Annotated in this window: 20 protein-coding genes and 1 pseudogene; 9 read left to right on the forward strand and 12 right to left on the reverse strand. The window is 53.9% G+C overall.

Annotated features, from left to right (window positions below):
- Positions 1-3: 3 nt before the first annotated feature.
- Positions 4-543: a CYTH domain-containing protein gene (locus KRAC_RS62645; RefSeq protein WP_007913103.1), complete on the reverse strand. Its 540-nt coding sequence runs from the start codon at positions 541-543 to the stop codon at positions 4-6.
- Positions 544-1,184: 641 nt separating this feature from the next.
- Between KRAC_RS62645 and KRAC_RS66570 the strand changes: the two are divergent.
- Both KRAC_RS66570 and KRAC_RS28035 read left to right on the forward strand, forming a co-directional pair.
- A pseudogene (locus KRAC_RS66570) lies at positions 1,185-2,760 on the forward strand (nuclease/transposase family protein).
- A gap of 215 nt (positions 2,761-2,975) precedes the next feature.
- Positions 2,976-3,770 carry an alpha/beta fold hydrolase gene (locus tag KRAC_RS28035; protein WP_007913105.1) on the forward strand — a complete coding sequence of 265 codons (795 nt, stop codon included), beginning with the start codon at positions 2,976-2,978 and terminating at the stop codon, positions 3,768-3,770.
- 91 nt (positions 3,771-3,861) lie between these two features.
- Here KRAC_RS28035 and KRAC_RS28040 read toward each other — a convergent pair whose 3' ends face one another.
- From KRAC_RS28040 to KRAC_RS28055, 4 genes are all read right to left on the reverse strand, one after another.
- Positions 3,862-4,296: a winged helix-turn-helix transcriptional regulator gene (locus KRAC_RS28040; protein WP_007913106.1), complete on the reverse strand. Its 435-nt coding sequence runs from the start codon at positions 4,294-4,296 to the stop codon at positions 3,862-3,864.
- Between the two features lie 24 nt (positions 4,297-4,320).
- Entirely contained in the window at positions 4,321-4,581 is a 261-nt protein-coding gene (locus tag KRAC_RS74690; RefSeq protein WP_007913107.1) for a hypothetical protein, read from the reverse strand.
- A 102-nt stretch (positions 4,582-4,683) separates the two neighbouring features.
- Complete coding sequence (locus tag KRAC_RS28050) at positions 4,684-5,274, reverse strand: hypothetical protein (protein ID WP_244421978.1); 591 nt, start codon at positions 5,272-5,274, stop codon at positions 4,684-4,686.
- Positions 5,235-5,735, reverse strand: coding sequence for an IS1/IS1595 family N-terminal zinc-binding domain-containing protein (locus KRAC_RS28055; RefSeq protein WP_007905782.1), 501 nt, complete (start codon positions 5,733-5,735; stop codon positions 5,235-5,237). The genes KRAC_RS28050 and KRAC_RS28055 overlap by 40 nt, the downstream gene beginning before the upstream one ends.
- Before the next feature lie 594 nt (positions 5,736-6,329).
- Between KRAC_RS28055 and KRAC_RS28065 the strand changes: the two genes are divergently transcribed.
- Complete coding sequence (locus tag KRAC_RS28065) at positions 6,330-6,989, forward strand: NADPH-dependent F420 reductase (RefSeq protein WP_007913114.1); 660 nt, start codon at positions 6,330-6,332, stop codon at positions 6,987-6,989.
- A gap of 44 nt (positions 6,990-7,033) precedes the next feature.
- The gene (locus KRAC_RS28070) at positions 7,034-8,026 is read left to right on the forward strand and encodes a quinone oxidoreductase family protein (protein WP_007913118.1); all 993 of its coding nucleotides are present in this window, start codon (positions 7,034-7,036) and stop codon (positions 8,024-8,026) included.
- Positions 8,027-8,137: 111 nt separating this feature from the next.
- On the opposite strand, the gene KRAC_RS28075 is transcribed toward KRAC_RS28070, so the two are convergent.
- The gene (locus KRAC_RS28075) at positions 8,138-8,545 is read right to left on the reverse strand and encodes a DoxX family protein (RefSeq protein ID WP_007913120.1); all 408 of its coding nucleotides are present in this window, start codon (positions 8,543-8,545) and stop codon (positions 8,138-8,140) included.
- Between the two features lie 186 nt (positions 8,546-8,731).
- On the opposite strand from KRAC_RS28075, the gene KRAC_RS28080 reads away from it, so the two are divergent.
- The 3 genes from KRAC_RS28080 (at position 8,732) to KRAC_RS28090 (ending at position 11,638) form a co-directional block, all read left to right on the forward strand.
- Positions 8,732-9,742 (forward strand): phosphotransferase, encoded by a 1,011-nt coding sequence (locus KRAC_RS28080; RefSeq protein WP_007913121.1) that lies wholly within the window; start codon positions 8,732-8,734, stop codon positions 9,740-9,742.
- A gap of 280 nt (positions 9,743-10,022) precedes the next feature.
- Entirely contained in the window at positions 10,023-10,592 is a 570-nt protein-coding gene (locus KRAC_RS28085; RefSeq protein ID WP_007913122.1) for an RNA polymerase sigma factor, read from the forward strand.
- Positions 10,592-11,638, forward strand: a complete 1,047-nt coding sequence (locus KRAC_RS28090) for a hypothetical protein (protein WP_007913123.1) — start codon at positions 10,592-10,594, stop codon at positions 11,636-11,638. The genes KRAC_RS28085 and KRAC_RS28090 overlap by 1 nt, the downstream gene beginning before the upstream one ends.
- Positions 11,639-11,727: 89 nt before the next feature.
- Here the strand turns inward: KRAC_RS28090 and KRAC_RS28095 are convergent, their stop codons facing one another.
- Positions 11,728-12,366, reverse strand: a complete 639-nt coding sequence (locus KRAC_RS28095) for a DUF899 domain-containing protein (protein ID WP_007913124.1) — start codon at positions 12,364-12,366, stop codon at positions 11,728-11,730.
- Between the two features lie 262 nt (positions 12,367-12,628).
- On the opposite strand from KRAC_RS28095, the gene KRAC_RS28100 reads away from it, so the two are divergent.
- The gene (locus tag KRAC_RS28100) at positions 12,629-13,771 is read left to right on the forward strand and encodes a winged helix DNA-binding domain-containing protein (protein ID WP_007913125.1); all 1,143 of its coding nucleotides are present in this window, start codon (positions 12,629-12,631) and stop codon (positions 13,769-13,771) included.
- Between the two features lie 90 nt (positions 13,772-13,861).
- Here KRAC_RS28100 and KRAC_RS28105 read toward each other — a convergent pair whose 3' ends face one another.
- Positions 13,862-14,368: an Lrp/AsnC family transcriptional regulator gene (locus KRAC_RS28105; RefSeq protein ID WP_007913128.1), complete on the reverse strand. Its 507-nt coding sequence runs from the start codon at positions 14,366-14,368 to the stop codon at positions 13,862-13,864.
- A 120-nt stretch (positions 14,369-14,488) separates the two neighbouring features.
- On the opposite strand from KRAC_RS28105, the gene KRAC_RS28110 reads away from it, so the two are divergent.
- Positions 14,489-14,752: a hypothetical protein gene (locus KRAC_RS28110; RefSeq protein ID WP_007913129.1), complete on the forward strand. Its 264-nt coding sequence runs from the start codon at positions 14,489-14,491 to the stop codon at positions 14,750-14,752.
- Between the two features lie 69 nt (positions 14,753-14,821).
- Here KRAC_RS28110 and purN read toward each other — a convergent pair whose 3' ends face one another.
- From purN to KRAC_RS28130, 4 genes are all read right to left on the reverse strand, one after another.
- A complete protein-coding gene (gene purN, locus KRAC_RS28115; protein WP_007913130.1) occupies positions 14,822-15,478 on the reverse strand; it encodes a phosphoribosylglycinamide formyltransferase in 657 nt (218 codons plus the stop codon).
- 160 nt (positions 15,479-15,638) lie between these two features.
- A complete protein-coding gene (gene purD / locus KRAC_RS28120; RefSeq protein ID WP_007913131.1) occupies positions 15,639-16,901 on the reverse strand; it encodes a phosphoribosylamine--glycine ligase in 1,263 nt (420 codons plus the stop codon).
- An 18-nt stretch (positions 16,902-16,919) separates the two neighbouring features.
- Positions 16,920-18,425, reverse strand: a complete 1,506-nt coding sequence (gene purF, locus KRAC_RS28125; protein ID WP_007913132.1) for an amidophosphoribosyltransferase — start codon at positions 18,423-18,425, stop codon at positions 16,920-16,922.
- Positions 18,426-18,456: 31 nt separating this feature from the next.
- On the reverse strand, positions 18,457-19,215 hold the full coding sequence (locus tag KRAC_RS28130) for a phosphoribosylaminoimidazolesuccinocarboxamide synthase (protein WP_007913133.1): 759 nt from the start codon (positions 19,213-19,215) through the stop codon (positions 18,457-18,459).
- Between the last annotated feature and the right edge of the window lie 125 nt (positions 19,216-19,340).

Below are 19,340 nucleotides of genomic sequence, written 5' to 3' on the forward strand. Positions count from 1 at the left end.
TCTTTACTTTATATTGAACTCGTCAAGAAGTGTTGTTACTTGTGGACGGGTTATCAAAGCTAAACGCCCTCCGGTAAAACGCTCATCATCAGTCACTTCTGCAAGTGAAAAAGAGGACATGGTGAGAGATGAAGGATCACCGTTCGGGCCAAAATCCACTTCTGCAATCACTAAGCCTTCGAGATGTCCTTGAAATTGGTCAATAGCCATGGGGATCGTTCCTCCATGGAACCTAAATCGTCTTTTTTCAAGTCGATGAGAGGGCAGAGTAGAAGCTAAGAAAACATACTCAGCTTCCGATATGTAAAAATTCGTATGTAAAATTACCCGGGTATCATGAGGATGAACGCGTAATTTTTGTGCAAACTTAAATGTTACTTCATGCTCAGTCTGCATTCTCCGTAAACGGAAGGTGGTATTTGGAATATAGTGGTCTGTAATGTCTGCATGGAAAGTGGTATCAGGTGGAATGGTGGCTAACAAGAATTTCCGTTCGACCTCAGGGTGAACATATTTGCCGAATTTTTTGTCAACGACGACCATGAGGGGAGTTCCTTCTTTCTTTTTACAACCCAGATCAGTTCAGATGATATTGACGACGTCTTTTTGCTCTTCACCACGTGTCGTATCGCATTCATTCTTCCTCAGGAGAGCAGCATATGGTTTGCGACAACGATCAATCAGTCTCGCGACAACGAGCGCAATTTACAAGGTCCAGGAGAAGTATACCCGATGAGGAGCGGTGTACCCAGGCACGTTCCTGCTAGTACTCACTTTTCACGTCATTTACAGAGAACGGCCCAGAAAGCCCCGCTTTTTCTAAGGCGGGGATGAATGGGCGTTCCTTTCGGGCTGGTTGGGTGGAGGGGAAGCATCACTCTTCTTTCGTACTGTGTTCTCCACAAGATGAAGAAAGATCATCGTCTTCTCTTGTTTCACGCTTGCGCGCGAAACTCCTTTCAGTCAGAACGCGGATCCGGTATCCTCCTCTTCGACCTAACGTAATCGCACGGAGTTGCTTCTCACGAATCCATTTCCGAACGGTACGTCGTCGAGTGACCGGAAGAAGCCTGCCCAACTGGAATAGCTGTGTAGACATGTGAACGTGTGGAAAGACACGAGGGACGGGCAGCCGTCCTGTCTCTTTCTCAAGAGATACTCTGCATCGGAAGGCAAAGCACGTCATGAAGCGAGCAAAGACACCGACCTTTCTTCTTGAACTCCCTCTCCAAGTCGACTGGAGCCAGGAACGCCAGGTACGTGCGCACCTGGAAGCGGCTCGGTGCCTCTACAACGCTCTGCTTGCTGAAGCCATGAAGCGGCTCCGGTGCATGCGCAATGATCCTGCATGGAACAAGGCGCGGGCTCTCCCACACTCGCACAAACAGAAACGCGCTCAGGCTTTTTCTGCCTTACGCACAAAATACCACTTCTCAGAATATGAGATGCACGAGTATGCCAAGCGTGCCCGTGTCTCCTGGATCGTCGACCACATTGAGAGCACGATGGCTCAAACCCTTGCGACTCGCGCCTATCAGGCGGTCAATCGGGTCTGTGTTGGGAAAGCCAAACGAGTACGCTTCCGCAGCAAGGGACGTGGCATTGATAGCGTGGAGGGCAAACGCAACGACGCCGGCATGCGCTTCGTGCTGGACCCCAATGCGGGAGACGGTGGCTTCCTGATCTGGAACCAAGAGGTCATTCCGGCGATCATCGACTGGCACGATCCCGTGATCCAGCATGGTATGCGCCACAAGATCAAATATGTCCGCCTGGTCCGCCGCAAGGCTTCCTCGCCATCCGCTCAAGGGGCCGATCACGATGGCAATCGCTATGCGCGTCCAGCTCATCTTAGAGGGGCACGCACTCATCAAGAAAAAACACGTGCAGACCGGAACCGACACGATTGGTCTGGATATCGGCCCCTCCAGCCTTGCCATTGTGCCGCGCGAGGGCAAAGCCGATCTGGTCACGTTCTGCGAGGAATTAACCCAGAACGCCCGAAAAAAGCGGCGCATCCAACGGAAAATGGACCGGCAACGCCGTGCCAACAATCCAGAAAACTACGATGAGCAAGGCCGGGTGAAGTCGGGCAAACGCCTGCGTTGGAAGGAGAGCAAGCGGTACCAGGCGACCAGGAGACAACACGCCAATGCTGAGCACAGACTCGCAGCACACCGCAAGAGTCTGCATGGCAATCTGGCTCATCGCATCGCTTCGGTGGGGAACACGATCACCATAGAGAAAACCTCGTTCAAAGGATGGCAGAAGCAGTATGGTCGGAGCATCGGACTTCGCGCACCAGGGATCTTTCTAGGGCATTTGACTCGCATAGTTGCAAAAACTGGCGGCACCCTGCACGAAGCCTCAGCCTACCAGACCAGACTCTCTCAGTACTGCCAGAAGTCGGGGCAGTATCACAAGAAGCCAAGATCAGAGCGCTGGCACCAATGTCCTTGCGGATTCGGGCCGGTGCAGCGTGATCTCTACTCGGCATTCTTGCTTTCCTACCTGGAACCGCAGCAAACGATCCCCTCTCTCACCCAGCCTGTCTGGGAAGGTGCGGAGCCGCGCCTGCAAGCCGTGATGGAGGAGCTTCAACAACGTGCAAATGAGGGGCAGCCCTTGCCCCGAAGCATGGGCTTAGTGGCTCGACGCAAAAGCGGAGCTGCCCGTGCCGGAGCGCGTCGGCTGAAAAGTCCTGCCTATCTCCACCAAGAGCCGGTTTCTCCTTCGGGAGAGGCCGGAAACGGTGGGTGAGGAACAGGAACCTCCGTGCATGTATGCCGGAGAGGCCTCAGCAGCAGGCTGCCAACACGCTCCACACCACACCCCCATGTGTGAACGCCATAGGAGCGAGAAATCAAGGCATGCAGGTGACAGAGGGCAAGATTGGAGAAGATTTTTAGGGGCCAGAATGGTACACTTAACCTGCTAGTAAGAAAGAGAATGCGGCCGATATGAGAGGAGATAACATGCGAAAAGCTGCTTCCAAAGATGGTACACCCATCGCCTTCGACAAATTTGGGGAAGGCCCCGCACTCATCCTTGTGGCAGGCGCGACCGCGACGCGCATAGCCGAGACATCCTTAGCCACGGTCCTGGCGCCACATTTCACTGTATTCGCCTATAACCGGCGAGGGCGAGGCGACAGTGGAGATACCACGCCATACGCAGTCGAACGCGAGATAGAGGATATCGAGGCCCTGATTGACGAGGCTGGAGGTTCAGCGTTTGTCTTTGGTCACTCCTCTGGAGCGGTCCTGGCCCTTGAGGCGGCACGCCTCCTCCCTGGTAAAATCACAAAGCTAGCGATATACGAACCACCATTTATCGTCGATGATAGCCGACCTCCCACACCAGAGAACTATGTATCACACTTGAACGAGCTGATCTCATCTGATCAACGGGGTCAGGCAGTTGAATATTTTATGACGGAGGCGGTGGGAGTTCCCGCCGAAATGGTTGCCCAGATGCGTCAATCACCCATGTGGCCTGGGCTGGAGGCAGTAGCCCACACAATCGCATACGATGGCACTATCATGGGCGACACCATGCGCGGCGATCCGCGCCCACTCAAGAAGTGGGCCTCTGTCTCCGTTCCCACGCTCGTAATGGATGGCGGAGCCAGCCATGTGTTTATGCATACCGGAGCACAAGCGATTACCAACATCCTCCCCAATGCCCAGCGCCGCACCCTCGAAGGCCAGGACCACGGGCCGGTCGACAACGTTCTCGCTCCCGCGCTCGAGGCCTTCTTCCTCGGCTAAGGGTACGACGCTGCTAAAGCACGCGTCTACATATCATGGTACGGAAGTATCTCGTATCATGATATGTAGACGCGTGCTTTAGCAGCGTCGGTCAGGAGGATACTTCTCCCCGTTGCTGGACAAGCGTGATGATCTGATCCTGAAGAGTGGTTCTATCCACCTGATCATAGTCGGCGCGCTTTTGTTCAACTTCTTCGATATATTGCTCCGACCACTCGCGTAGCGCCCAGATCGGCTCGATAAGCGTCCGACCCAATGGCGTCAGAGAGTACTCCACCATAGGTGGGATCACAGGATAGACCACGCGTTTGACCAGGCCATTACGCTCCAGGCCGCGCAGGGTCTGCGTCAACATCTTCTTCGAGATACCCTGGATATGTGCATGTATCTGGCTAAAGCGCCTTGTCTCTCCACGCAAGGCCACAATGACCAGCATAGTCCACTGATCGGCGATCAATTCCAGACCGCGCCGCGTGCGACAATCCGGCCGAATAATCGGCTCTTCAACTTTATTTCTGGTAACCATGAGGTAACTATATCATATCCTTGATTACAGTTCCAAACCTGAACGTGCTTTATGCATATGTAGTTCGCTTACGCTTTCTCTCTTCCCTTGATTTCTCCTTTTTCCGCTGTTAACACTGTTCCCTTTGGTAAGATCGCTGCTGAGAATGGCATAAATGAGCAAACATAGAGACATCCCAAGGATACCAGCCCAATCCAGGAGAGTCACAGGTTTAAAAGGAGCCGTTGCATAGGGGAACATCAAATACGCCACAGGTCGAAATAATCCAGCAATAGTAAGACCCATAAACAGAGCCTTTTGTAGATAGGCCTCTCGCCTGTAAGGCCTGGTCTTTGGGCTTGTCGTGCGCAAAATGTTCCCGCTAAAGATTTTTTGGTAGTGACTCCTCTAAGAGGTGATAGGGAGTCGAGTAGTCAACAAGTCTTGGAAGGACCAGAGATGATCAGTCACGCCCAGAGCCATTGCTGGAGATCGATGGTGATAGCGATGAACGCCATCGACAATCTGAAGCGGCAGGCGTAGAGCGTAATGAGCCCGATGGAAATTGTGATCGAAGATCTGCAAGCCGACCAGCGCATCCCAGGTCGCGTCTCGTTTGGCAAAAGCATGCGTCTTGCGGGTCAGCGCATTCAACCGATCACGCAACGCACCATGAAGTCGCTCCACGTGCACGGTCCCGGCGGGTCCCTGGCTTGCTCCCATCGCCATGCGGATTGCTACTGACAGGAGGCGTCCATGCTCATCACGGTGTTTGACTGTTTGCGTCAACGACACGGTGTCAGGCACCACCAACTTGCGCCGTCCGGTTTTGCCCTGACGCGACTGGGGTTGGCGATAGGCACGATGGAGAATGGCCGCATAGCCATGCCAGCCATCACTAAACCAGCAGAGCGGGCGGCGATGGGTTCGCAGGACCGTCCTGCTGACGGCCCGCGTCATCAGGTTCTCGCCCAGCGGTCCGGTGGCACTGGCAACCACGAAGCGGCTCTCCCGATCTTGGACGAGGCAAGCCCAGCGTGCTCCTTCGTCGGACGCCCCTTCAGTCCCCTTTTTTTCTGGACAAACGACCAGAACTCATCGATTTCCACCTGGCTCACGTGCAGATCGCAAGCCATCACCTGCGTCAGGGCCTCGGCATGCTCTGCTGCTCGCTTGAGCCAGACACTGATCGTTTCGTATTTGTGCCCGGTGATCTCCTCGGCAGCCCGCAAGCTGCCGCGCCGCATCACCACCAAGAGCGCTTGCGCTACCTCGGGGGCAGGCGTCTTCAACCCATACATCGGCGTGCCTTGCGTTGCTCCAAAGTACGTCTTACAGGTGCGGCACAGATACCGTTGCCGTCCCCGGTGGCTGCCATTGCGCACAACGCGCGGCCCTGAGCATGCGGGATTGGGACACGTTGGCAGACTGCTCTGCTCCTCTGCTTCTCGCTTGTTCATCGTTCACCTCCTCCTCTCTATTCTATCACCCCCTTCCGGAGTCACTACCGATTTTTTTCTTCCCTGCTTTTTGAGTTGCCGTTCTTGAGCTACCGCCTGCCGAATTATATAGATCGCGAGAAGGACTAGTGATATGAAGAGGCTAACAAGGGCAAACGACTTAATTATTTGATCTATCTGGTTAAACTGTGGTTGCTTCGTGAGATCGAGTAGACCATAGAGTATCTCATCAACTCCCAGTACCACAACGTTGACACATGACAAGAGAAGCAGTGCTATGCGCATGGCGTAATTCTAGTACAGATCTCCCTTATACGCTGTAAAGCCATAAGTTAGAAATAGCGTTTCCCCTCATCTACACAAATATTCACATCTTCATTTCCTTATGAAAAGGCTTTACATATAGATATTTTTAGCTGAACAAAACAAAAAGTCAAGTTAAGAGAAGAAAATGATGGTTACTAGGAGGTAACTATATCACTTTGCGGTCACTCCTTACAGAAAGAAAGCTTCTTCTTTATAATTTGCGATAACAACACTGTTTTGTGACGCTAAAAGCGCAAATATAGAGCTAGAAGAAGAGGAGGAGAAAATATGTCATCACTTCGTATTACTATCCTGGGCGCAGGACCGATAGGGAGCACATTGGGCCGCAAGTGGGCAAAGGCCGGGCATCGCCTCGCCTTTGGGGTGCAGAATCCGTCATCGGAGAGGGCGCAGGCTCTACGCCAGGATTTGGGAGAGCAGGTCTTCATCGGCTCCCCAGCGGAGGCCTTGACCAAGGGCGATATCGTTGTACTCGCCCTCGCAGGGCAGGCGGTTGAAGGGCTTATTACCACCTACGCGCAACAGCTGGATGGCAAAATTATCATCGATGCGGCCAATAGGTATCCGCCCGATCAAAAGTTCTCTCAGACGCATCAATGGCCAACAACGCCTCTATATAGCGCACATCTCTTGCAAACACATGCTCCACATGCCCAGGTCTACCGGGCCTTCAATACCTATAGCTGGCAAAATCTCGCTGACCCAGATTACCAGGGCATCCAGGCCGACATGTTCTACTGCGGTCCCGATGGGGATGCTATGGCGACAGTTGAGCAACTCATTGCCGAGATTGGACTACAGCCGGTACGCCTGGGCGACCTGGACCAAATCGATGTAGTGGATAGTGTTCTACGACTCTGGGGTACCCTCGCTATTGTCCAGGGCAAAGGACGCGATAACGTCGCGTTCAAGGTGCTAACACGCTAGCAGATAGTAGTTGCTATATAAAATAGATTCTGAAGGAAAAAGAAATGAAAGCCAACCTAATTACAGCATTTGGTGGACCCGAAGTATTGCAAGTGCGCGAAGTGCCAGAACCCCAGCCCGGACCTGGACAGGTCGCAATTCGAGTCGCCTACGCAGGTGTGAACTTCGCCGAGACCATGGCACGCCGCGGAGGGTATCACAGAGAACAACTTCCATTCATTCCCGGCCTTGAAGTCTCAGGTCATATTCATGCGCTTGGTGAAGGGGTCGAAGGCTTGCATGTGGGCCAGCCTGTTGCCGCCCTGACGATGAGCGGTGGCTACGCCGAGGTGGCGCTGGCCCAGGCCACGCTCACTTTCCCCCTCGACGCGACCAGTAGAGAGATTGACCTCGCCACGGCGGCGGGTTTCCCAACCATTGTACCAACCGCTTATGATATGCTCGTGCGGGTCGCGCGCCTACAGCACGGCGAAACAGTGCTTGTTCACGCCGCGGCGGGTGGCGTGGGCAGCATCGCAGGACAGATAGCCCGGCACCTGGGCGCGGGGCTGGTTATTGGTACAGTAAGCAGTCAGAAAAAAGCCGACTACGCCAAATCCTTCGGCTATGACCATGCCATCCTGCGCGATGATTTTATCCAGCAAACGCAAGCGCTCACGCAAGGACGCGGGGTAGATGTCGTGCTTGAAGCCATAGGCGAGCCAGTACGCAGTCAGAGCCTCACAGTTCTTGCGCTCTTTGGGCGACTCGTCATCTTTGGCAATGCGAATGATGAGCAGGGCCAACCACAGAGCCTCCCGCAGAATCCAGGCAGATTCATTGCTGAGAGTAAGGCTATCATGGGCTATAGCATTGGTGCCTTGAGCGCTTCAGTTCCTCATCTCGTTGCTGATACCGCACGCCGTTCCCTCGAACTTATCGCCCGCTCCCAGGTAAAGATCGATATCACCGATATTCTGCCTCTAGAGCAGGCTGGTGAGGCCCACCGCCGCCTGGAAGCTGGCCAGACCACAGGTAAGCTTTTACTGCGAATATAGATAAAACACTTCATACGGGCAGGCGGGCAAGGCCAAGGTAGGTGCGCCCTTTAGAAGCACTTACCTTGGCCTTGCCCGCCTGCCCCGCGTAAGGAAGAAGATCACTCCACATTACCGTTGCAGAGGAAAGAGGGCGCGCAGCCGCTCATTGCGCAGGTACAGCCCTCCCCAGATAAACAGGCCGACATAGACTGGGAAGAGAACATTACTGAAGAGTGGAGCATCTATGCGCAGGTTGGTAGCAACGGCACCTCCAAGATAGCCTGTCAACAGGATGGCACCAAGGACAGAAGTAGAAGGAATGATATAGAGGACCAGGCACACAAGTTCCACAATTCCGATCTCAAGCGCGACACTCGCAGGATATCCAAGTTGCTTGAATGCATCCATGACCGAGGGAATTTGCAGTACGTGTGTTACGCCGTCGAAAAGCAAAAATAGAACCGCTAGCGCCGTCAAGATACGTCCAATCCAGAGTTGCGTTTTCGAACCCGAAGCTATTTGTGTGGCTGTTTGCATGAATGTTTCTCCTCAAGATTTTTTATCTCTCTATATACTTATTCCCTCCTGATGAGTAAAAAGCGGAAATGGGTTTTTCTTCGTGGCATCTTAGCTTCCACATCAGTTCACTAGAGAACTTGCTCACCGCACAAGGGAATAAAATACGGTATACTTTAGAAAAAATATGCTTGAGGTGAGAAAGAGATGTCTCGAACAGGTGTGGAAGATAAGCTTCCCTGGAGGAAGGTTCCCAAAGCAGTGCGCCAGCAAGTCGATAACGCGTTAGGTTCCCCCGTGACACGAGCAACACGCGTCTGGGGCGGATATGGACCAACACCAACCTATCGCCTGGTGCTAGATGATGGGCGGCGGGCCTTTTTAAAAGGCATCTACCAGGAATCTAATGCCTTCATGAAAAACGCGCTACGCTCTGAGGAGCACGTCTATCAGGATCTTGCACCTGTGTTGGACAGATGGATGCCCCGTTTATACGCAGCCATTCATCATGCTGACTGGCACGTGCTAATCCTGGAGGATCTTGGTCCACAGAGTGTTCCGCCCTGGACACCTGGGAAAGCTCGTGCCATCACGCATGCCCTGGCCAATTACCATAAAACATTGCTTGGCACCCAGCCTCCCGCGTGGCTCTCTCAACCACAGGAAGACTTAGCACAGGAGAATTGGACACAGGCAGCTCAAGAATCTCAAGACTTTCAAACAATCGCGGCCTTTGCAGGGGCAGAAGCCCCCCAGGCATTGGCCTGGTTGCAAAAAATTTCTCCCACCATTGAGTCGGCGCTGAAGCTACCAGCGCTTACAGAAGGGCCATACGCCATCCTACATGGCGATCTACGGTCCGATAATCTACGCTTTAACCAGGGACATTTGTATCTATTCGATTGGCCCTCCATTCAGCTAGGGCGACCAGAGTGGGATATCGTTGCCTTTGCTCAGAGTGTGACTGTCGAAAATGGGCCTTCTCCCGAACAAGTAATAAAGTGGTATGAAGAACAATTTCCCCTGCGCACCGAAGCTGTTGAATCTGCCCTTGCCTGGTGGCTTACCTTTTTTGCCCGGCGAGCCTGGCAACCTGAAATCCCTGGGCTTCCTCGCCTCCGCCGCTTTCAGCGCCTGCAACTGGGGGTCTTGATATTCTGGGCGGCCCGTCACTGGTCTTTTTCATCCCCCGAGTGGGCCAGGTTACTACTGGAGTAGAGCCAGCCCACATTGCAACTTTATCTAGCTGCACACTCTACATGACTAATCCCTACTAGTATGTATCTCCTCATCCTTCAATTTTTGCCTGCTAGTATCAGATCCCCCCTTTTTAGCCAAAACTTGGCTCTACTGGCACAGACAACTACAATCAGAGGTAGATAAAAAACGCGGCAAAATGTCTCACTTTCCATAAAGCGGCGTCATTATGAATGGAAGAACTTTGAGGCCTCAAAACTTCTGTTTGACAAAACATCCACTCTATTAAGGACATAAATGCATGCAAGCTGGTTACACCTTTTCAGCAATGCACCAGCCGGAGGAGCTACGGGAAGAAGAAGCACTTGTGGAGGCGGCCAAAGCAGACCCGGTCGCTTTTGAGCCGCTCTATCAGCACTATAAAGCACGCATCTACCGTTACCTGTTACTACGCATTGGTCGTGAGGAGGACGCCGCGGATCTTACGCAACAGGTCTTTCTCAAGGCTATGATCTCGCTGCGAGATTATAAAGCACGCGGCAGCTTCGCGGCCTGGCTATTTCGTATCGCTCTTCACACCGCGAGCGATACCTACCGCAGGAAGAAAACTGCTTTCTCCTGGGATAGCCTGCCGGAGGCGGAGCAGATAATAGGTGATGAGAATCCCGAGAGCATCTTTCTTCTGCGCGAACGCCGGGTTCGGCTCCGCGAGCTACTCGATCAGCTCGATGAGCGCAAGCGTGAACTGATCGCTCTGCGCTTCTCAGCGGGCTTGAATGCCAGCGAAATCGCCCAGGTTGTCGGCAAGAGTCCCGCCGCCGTCCGCAAACAGCTTACGCGCATCCTGCAAGGCCTCAAGGAGCAACTATAATGTCAAAGCAACAGCAGCTTATGCAAACATATAATGACCTGCTTGAGACAGCAGCCGACCAAAAACTCATGCATGTGGTTGAGGAATTAGACAACCTCGGTAACACTCCACCTGTACCCAACAATGTCAACTGGCAGAACTTGCGCATGCGCTACGTGCAGCACTCGTTTCAGAAGCCCACGGTCGTGCCTTTCCGTGAACAAACACGCTCCTGGTGGTTCGCGCTGACCAGAAAAGCCATCCTGGTGCCACTGATTGCCGCGTTGTTGATCGTGACCACGGCCTCCGCCTTCGCGGCCACGCCACTCCTGCAAAGCCTGCTCCAGGGAGGCAGCTATAACACGAAAGATGCTATTCAATACAGCACCTTTGGTGATATCCAGCTTTCACAAAAAGTTGGGAACGCCACTGTAAGGCTGGAGAAGGGCTACGCTGAAGACCATAATATCGTGCTGGGCGTCACAGCCACACCCGTTAATGACAGCGCCATGCTAAACAATCCACACCTCACAACCGCCAATGGCACTGATCTTTCATCGAGTGGTCAGTTGCTGGGCGATATTGAGAACCATATTCTGGCCCAGTCTATGACCTTCAGCGATGCTAATGTTGTGGGCACACCGGCCTCGCTCAATCTGACACTCAAGATGGACCTAGTACAAAACGGGAGCACGCAAACAGTAACCTTCCACTTTCAGCTACCATATCACCAGGGCGAAGTCGTGGCACCGCACCAGCAAGCAATCTCACAGAGCCAGACCATCACGCTGGAGAAAGCGACCATCGGTAAGACGCAGACCACAATCGAGTTCTCAGGCCTTAACGAGATTTCTGTCAAGTCGGCTGCTGGAAAGCCTGTCACACCCCAAATTGACATGCAGACCAGCAATACCAATCACATCACGACCTTCGACTATGCAGGAAACAACGAGAGCGGAAAGTTCGTCTTCCGCTTCAACAGTGACCTGAGCCACTATCACGGCCCCTGGACAATCATTGTCACCAAGGGAAATACCTACAAGTGGATCTTCCATCTCAACGTGTAAAGCATTTGCTTAAATGATAGTGAAATGTGGGTTGGCCCCCTTAGGTGGCCAACCCACATTTCACTATCAACAGTGTCGTAGCGGTGAGATCAACTTTGGGCAGGAATAACACTGCGATTGAGGGCCTCTTCCCACTCCTCTTGTCGGCCAAGTGGAGTAAGATCAAGGTAGTTATATGTCCCCAGGAGGATATCGACGCCGCGCCCCGTCGTCGAGTATGTGTGAAAGATTTGCTCGCCGTCGCGCAGGAAAACACTTATTCCGGGTTTCTCGCCATTTTCGTCCGTGGCGTCAAAGTCATAGTTGAAGTCGCTACCATAGGAGGAGAGCCAGCGAGCAGTCCAGTTTTTCTGCTGCTTATAGGACTCAAGCTTCGCTAATGGGGCGCGTGAGACCAAGACCAATGAGGTATCGCTTTCATGCAAACGAGTTATATTGCCAGGAATGTTGTTAACCAGGTTCGTGCAACCTGGGCAACCCTCGTCCCAGCTTGGATCAAACATGAAATGGTAGACGATCAGCTGACGGCGCCCATCAAAGAGATCGAGCAGGCTCACCTTGCCTTCCGGGCCATCGAAGAGGTACTGCTTATCGATCTTGACCATCGGCAACCTGCGACGTTCAGCATTGAGCCTGTCTCGCGCACGGGTGGCCTCCTTTTCCCTGGTGAGCAATTCTCTACGGGCAACAAGCCACTCTTCTCGCGTGACGATTTGCGGATAGTTCATTGGGTTCTCCTTTGCTTCGATGATCACATTCCTTAGCTCTTTCCTTGAGCCATCACTGGAGGATACAAAGAGCCATTAGGGACAATCTATCACGAGTCGGTCAGGAAAACTTCTCCAATGTTGCTTTTTTGCTCTTCACCGCTCAGGTAGAGTTACTTGATTCTTTAAAAGCCATCCTAATGAGGACACAATCTGGCCGCATAAACCAGTACACTGTGATTGAATATCGTGGAAAACGTTGATTGGATTGGAAGGAACAAAGATGACAGCATTGAAATGGCACCAGGTGCATGCCTGGCGTTTGTCGCAACATGGCCTCTCCCCTCGTTTTTCCTCGCAGGATTTCGTTCAGGCTGTGACGCGCACTGGTGGGATTCAGGCTCAGGTGATATCTGCTGCCGAGCTAGCGGTATGTACCCGTGTGGAAGGATTCTCTCTATACGATGTCAAAACTGCTCTCTGGCAGGACCACACCCTGGTGAGAACCTGGGCCATGCGTGGCACGTTACACTTACTCGCTGCAAGAGAACTCCCTCTGTATATAGCCGCGCGTGACTGGCAGAATAATGCGAGCTGGTCTAACTATTTCGCTGAGTTCGGCCTCACTCCAGCGCAACAGGAAGCATTTCTCACTGCTATCCCGCACGTTTTGGAGCAGGGGCCAATGACTCGTCCGCAACTTGCTGACGCGGTAGCGAAGCATACGGGGGTTGCTAACATGCGCGACCTGATCGTATCTTCGAGCTGGGGCTCTCCCTTGAAACCATCGGCCTATCGCGGCGATCTTTGTTTCGGGCCAGACCAGGATCAAAAGACCACATTCATGAACCCCAGAGTATGGATTGGAAAATGGCAGTTAATCGAGCCCAAGCTGGCCCTTCAGGAAATAGCTCGTCGGTATCTTCAGGCTTATGGTCCAGCGGCCTCAGAAGACTTTGCTTTTTGGTGGGGATGTGGGAAAATTCAAGCAAGAAAACTCTTTCAATCGCTAGAAGGGGAGCTGGAAGAAGTAGAGGTAGAAGGGTGGCGAGGCTTTGTCCTGCGTGCAACACTTCCACTCATACAAAGCTTTGAATCAGTAGAGGAGATCCACCTACTCCCCTTATTCGATGCCTATACGATCGGAGTGCCGCGCGGTTGCGAGCCCCTGCTCGCTCAAGCCTACAAGCGGCACGTCTTCAACCTTCAGGGGTGGACCTTTGCGGTCGTTCTGGTCAACGGTTCCATACAAGGAGTCTGGAACTCTAAAATCCGACGCTCACAAATCATCGTCAAGGTGAACCTGTTCTCTCCATCCACAATCTCAATCCGAAAAGGGATTGAAGCCGAGGCGGAACGACTCAGTCACCTCTTAGAGAAGGAGGTCTTGCTGGAATATGAGTATCCCTCATATTCCCAATCTTAGTAATCGTGGAGTTAGCTCGACAGCATTCTAGGAACTGGCAAGCCTTAGGGCTAAGTTCACTTGTCCAAAGGCTTACCAGGTTTCTCCTCACTACTCGTTCCATCTACTATTAGGTGGAGGACAGAGCTTGACTGTAGGAGATTCCCAGTCGATGACACGGTGGGTAATGACGCTGGAGGTAACTAGATTTGTTATATGATTGCCGTATGCTGCCAGGCGATCGTGAAAGGCTTCCAGGTGCTGCATCGAGGAGACAGCAACCTTGAGGAGCGCGCAGTAACTGCCACTCAGCTTATGCATTTCAAGCATCTCTGGAAACTCGTCGGCGCAGCTAGACTGGAAGAGGCACTTTCCGGGAGCACAGCGCAACTGAATGAAGGCCTGGAGCGGCAGGCCTACCTTCGTTGGGTCTACCTGCGCGCCATAATTGCGAATAATACCTGCATCCTCTAACTTACGCACACGCTCGGCAGCACCGGGGCCAGAAAGGCCGACACGCCGCCCCAACTCATTATAAGAGAGGCGCCCATCTCGTTGCAGCTCTCGTAAAATCTTCCAATCGGTGGCGTCTAGAGGTCTTTCTAGTTGCAAAGTCATTGGTCTTTTTTTCCTTTCAATGAAAGAAAAATACAGCTTGTTCTTTTTTGCTTGCCATTCACCTGCAAGCACCTTCCCTGTTACTATAAAGTACAACAAATTAGGAGGTGCTTACCTGTAATGACATGCTCGCTTACACTCTCATCTACACAAGAGCAGATAGTCATTCAGCAATTTGAAGGGCTTTTACTGGTGGAGGCACGATTGGATGAAGACTGCACGGTAGACATTTACGCCGTTCGGGACGAGAGAATGGTCTTAGTCGAATCGGGTGGTGCAGCCTTCGCAAAATCCTGGTTGCAGAAACATGCGCGGCGCCTTATAGCCTGGCAACCACGCCGCCTGGATGACGACCTATCAGGCTTATGGTATAGATTGAAGTAGGGCGTGTTTAGAATGGCCTGCAAGCTTAATACTGCTTACCAGGCCATCCTAAATCTATTGTTCCGACTCTTATACGCGCTGCTGGTGGATCTTGACGGCCTCGACGATCAACTGGTGCTCGACCTTTTTGATGCGCTCCTGGAGCGTATCTTCGGTGTCACCTGCCTCTATGGGGACCTCGCGGCGACAGATAGGCGGGCCGGCGTCGACCTCGGGAACGACATAATGCACAGTGCTACCAGTGACGCGCACTCCGGCCTCCAGGGCCTGGAGGGGCGCGTGCATGCCGCGAAAGACGGGGATAAGACTGCCATCGCTGGTGGTGTAGGTGTCGCCCTTGCCACCATCGGGGATGAGCGCGGGATGCAGGTTAATGATACGCTCGGGGTAACGGGTAATAAAGTCGGCGGAGATGATACGCATAAATCCGGCCAGGACGATAACGTCTACCTGGAAAAGCTGGAGCAAGTCAATAACCCTTCGCTCCCACTCCTCGCGTGTGCGCCAGGGAAGATAGAGCGCGGGTACTTTATGCTTGAGGGCGCGCTGTAAGCCAAAGGCGTTGGCTTTATTGCTGATGACCAGGGCAATCTCGACCCCGGGCAGGTGCCGAGCCTCGATGGCGTCCAGCAGGGCCTGGAGGTTACTGCCCGAGCCAGAGATCAGGACCGCGATACGCAGCGTTTTTTGCTGCCCATGAGTATGATTGGTGTATTTTGCTTCCATTGTTACTATTCATGACTTTTCGCGCCTGCGGCGCTCACTTAAGGTAAAGATGTGTGGGCGAGAAGTGCCAGAGGCACTTCTCGCCCACACATCTTTACCCGTTTCTGCCATACGAATGCGGACATAAACCCTGGATTTGTAGGGTCCATGCTTGCATGGACTATAGGGCGCGGTGGCCGATGTCGCGGCGATACTGCATGCCTTCAAAGGAGATGAGTTTGGCGGCGGCGTAGGCGCAGTCGGCGGCCTGTTGCAGGGTTTCGCCGTGGGCAACGACGCTAAGGACGCGGCCACCTGCGGTGACGAGCTGGCCATTTTGCAGGCGTGTGCCGGCATGGAAGACGTGGACGCCCTCCAGTTGATTGGCCTCGTCAACGCCCTGGATGGGTAGGTCGCGCGCGTATTTGCCGGGATAGCCGCCTGCGGCCAGGGTCAGGCTCATAGCATAGCCGGGATGCCAGAGGGTCTCAGGGTCGATGTGCTGGCCGTCCGCGTAGGCGAGTACATCCAGCAGCTCGGCTTTAAGCAGAACCATCAGGGCTTGAGCCTCGGGATCGCCGAAGCGTGTATTATGCTCCAGCACCATGGGACCGCGCTCGGTGAGCATGATGTTGGCGTAGAGCACGCCTTTGAAGTGGATGCCGCGCTCCTTGAGGGCCTGGAGTGTGGCGCCGATGACACGCTGCTGAATCTGTGCCTTCTGCTCCTCGCTGACAAAGGGCAGGGGCGTGTAGGCGCCCATGCCGCCCGTGTTCAAGCCCTGGTCGTTATCGAGGGCGCGCTTGTGATCCTGGCTGAGTGGCAGGAGCAGAAAATCCGTGCCGTTACAGATGGCGTGCGCGCCGATCTCGTCGCCTTGCAGGTAGTCTTCAACGACGACGACGTCGCCCGCCGCGCCAAAGGCGTGGTCGACCATCATCTGCTTGAGGGCGTCCTGGGCTGTTTGCATGTCGAGGGCGACGATTGCGCCCTTGCCCGCGGCGTTACCGTCAGCCTTGACGACGACGGGGGCGCCATGCTCTTCCAGGTAGGCACGGGCCGGTTCGTACTCGGTGAAGGTGCGATGCTGAGCTGTGGGGATGCCTGCCGCGGTCAACAACTCTTTGGTGAAGGCCTTGCTACCTTCGAGGGCCGCGCCCGCCTGGTTGGGGCCAAAGACGCGCAGGCCCCGCTTCTGGAAGATATCGACGACGCCGTCGATAAGCGGTACCTCGGGGCCGACGATAGTGTAGTCGATCTTGTTGCGCTCAGCGAAGGCGGCCAACCCCTCCAGATTATCGACGCTAATAGGAAGACATTCCGCGTGGGGTAGCATGCCGGGATTGCCTGGCGCGGCATAGATGCGGTCGATCCGCTGATCCTGGGCCAGCTTCCAGACCAGTGCATGCTCACGCGCACCCGAGCCGATGACAAATACTCGCACGAAATTTTTCTCCTTCTGTTATGAGCGCACGCCACGAGGAATGACGGGCACACGCCTGGGACCATGCTGAGACTCGACCTGGGGGTCAAAGGGCCAGCCCTGCATCTCCATACACCCATAACAAAACTCTTGATGCAGCATTTTCAGTGCGCGGGGATCGTCCACCTGGCGAGGATCAACATCGACCGTTTCATCGATATGGGCGGCGTTGATCGCGCGCCCCAGTCCCGGCAAGCTGAGATAGCCCAGGCTATCGACACCCATGTAGTCGGCAACCTCCTGCACGGTACGACCTGCGGCGATTAATTCTTTGTCGCGCGGAATATCGATGCCGAAGTAGCAGGGGTGACGCAGGGGCGGCGAGCTGATGCGCAGGTGTATCTCCTTCGCGCCATAGTTGCGTAGCGCGGAGGCCAGGCGCTTGAGCGTATTGCCGCGTACAATCGAGTCGTCGACGATAATCAGGCGCTTGCCCTCGATTTTAGTGCGCACGAAGTTGAATTTCAGGTCTACTTCGAGCTGGCGCAGGCGCTGGTCAGGCTTGATGAATGAGCGATCGCTATAGCGATTCTTGATGATACCCTGGCTATAGGGAATCCCGGAAGTCTCAGCATAGCCCAGGGCTGCCGGAATGGATGAATCGGGAACAGGAACGACCAGGTCCGCCTCTACAGGATGCTCATAGGCCAGCTCGCGTCCCAGAGCCTCGCGCACCTCGTAGGTATAGCGATTGTTGATACGCGAAGTCGCGTCCGAGAAGTAGATATACTCGAAGACGCAGAGCGAGTGGCGAGGCAGCCCAAAGAGCATCTCCGAGTGGATGCCATCCTCATCGATAGTTACCAGTTCGCCTGGCTCGACTTTGCGCACAAACTCGGCTCCAGTGCGGTCCAGCGCGCAGGATTCCGAGGCCACAATCCAGCTATCGCCCAACTTGCCAATGCACAGCGGGCGCATCCCCCAGGGATCACGCGTCGCGTACAGTTTATTCTGAGCAAGGATCACCAGGCTAAATGAGCCACGCAGGTGCTGCAAAGTGTCCGCCAGGCGCTCATTAAAGGTTTTCCCCTCTGAGCGATGTAGCATCAAGGCAATGACTTCGCTGTCCGTCGTTGAACGGAACGAGTCCTCAGGGAAGGCGTTACGCAGCATAGCTCCATTTACCAGGTCACCATTGTGCGCGATGGCCAGCGATTCATACTGTCCAGCACGATTACCTACGACAAAAGGACCGGCATTCTCGACGCAGCTTGAACCCGTGGTGGAATAGCGCACGTGGCCTATGCCTGCATAGGTAGAAGGCAGGCTGGCCCCCGAATCGGTAAATACCTCGCGCACCTTGCCCATGCCTACACGATAAACAATCTGGTCTTCATCGTCATAGACAGCCATGCCCGCGCTCTCCTGCCCACGGTGCTGCAAGGCTGTCAAAGCCAGGGTAATGTAGCTACGTACATCCAGGCTTGTATTGCCATGAGGCGCGTAAATTCCGACGACTCCGCATGCATCATGAAGTCGCTCCATCGCTGAACTCCTCTCTGGTAAGATGATCACATTAAATACTCAGCTTGCCCGTAAGATCAGCGACCAGGGCATAACGATCCGCGATCTCGCGCAGACTGTCCGAGGTGACTTCCTGGAGGTTGCGGTAGACCTGCTTATCGAGCATACGATTCTTGTCACCACCAGGCCAGAGCCGCCAACTATCATTATCAATTACATCGGCAACTAATAACTGACCCTGAGGGTCGCGACCAAACTCAATCTTGAGATCAACCATGGTCACATCCATTTTGGCCCAGGCAGTCTCTAGTACTGCAAAGACGCGCCGTCCCTCGCGCGCCATCCAGTCGATCTCCTCCTGCGTCGCAATGCCTTGCTGTATGATCTCTTCAGGTTGAATCTGCGGATCATGACGCGCATCATCTTTCAGGAAGGTCTCAATCAGGACGGGATCAAAGCGGGTACCTTCGCTTACTTCGGGGTGGCGCTTCAAGAATGATCCGGTCGCGAGACGTCGCTGTACATGCTCAATGGGCAGCATCTCACAGCGCTTAACCAGCATCGTGACCTCGTCAACTTTTTTCACGAAGTGCGTATTGATACCAGCCTCATTCAACAGGCGGAACACGTTGGCAGTCGTCGTCGTGCTCCAACGCGATTTCCCCTCTAGCTCGTTGCGGCGCGCACCATCGCCCGCAGTAATCTGATCCTTGCTGACCATATAGGCCAGCTGCTCGTCCTGTGGATAGCTATAAATCCGTTTGGTCTTGCCTTCCGTCAGCAAGGGTCCAAACTGCGCGTGTTGTGTCATGAGTTTCTTGTCTCCGGGAGAAGTGTGGGCACATGGGAGCGCTACTTACGTACGCGTCTACGCTGGGGAGCAAATATGCTTCCGGGGAAGATATTCGCCCGAAGGCGTAGGCGTGCACGTAAGTA

It is taken from the genome of Ktedonobacter racemifer DSM 44963 (assembly GCF_000178855.1).
Lineage (GTDB): Bacteria > Chloroflexota > Ktedonobacteria > Ktedonobacterales > Ktedonobacteraceae > Ktedonobacter > Ktedonobacter racemifer.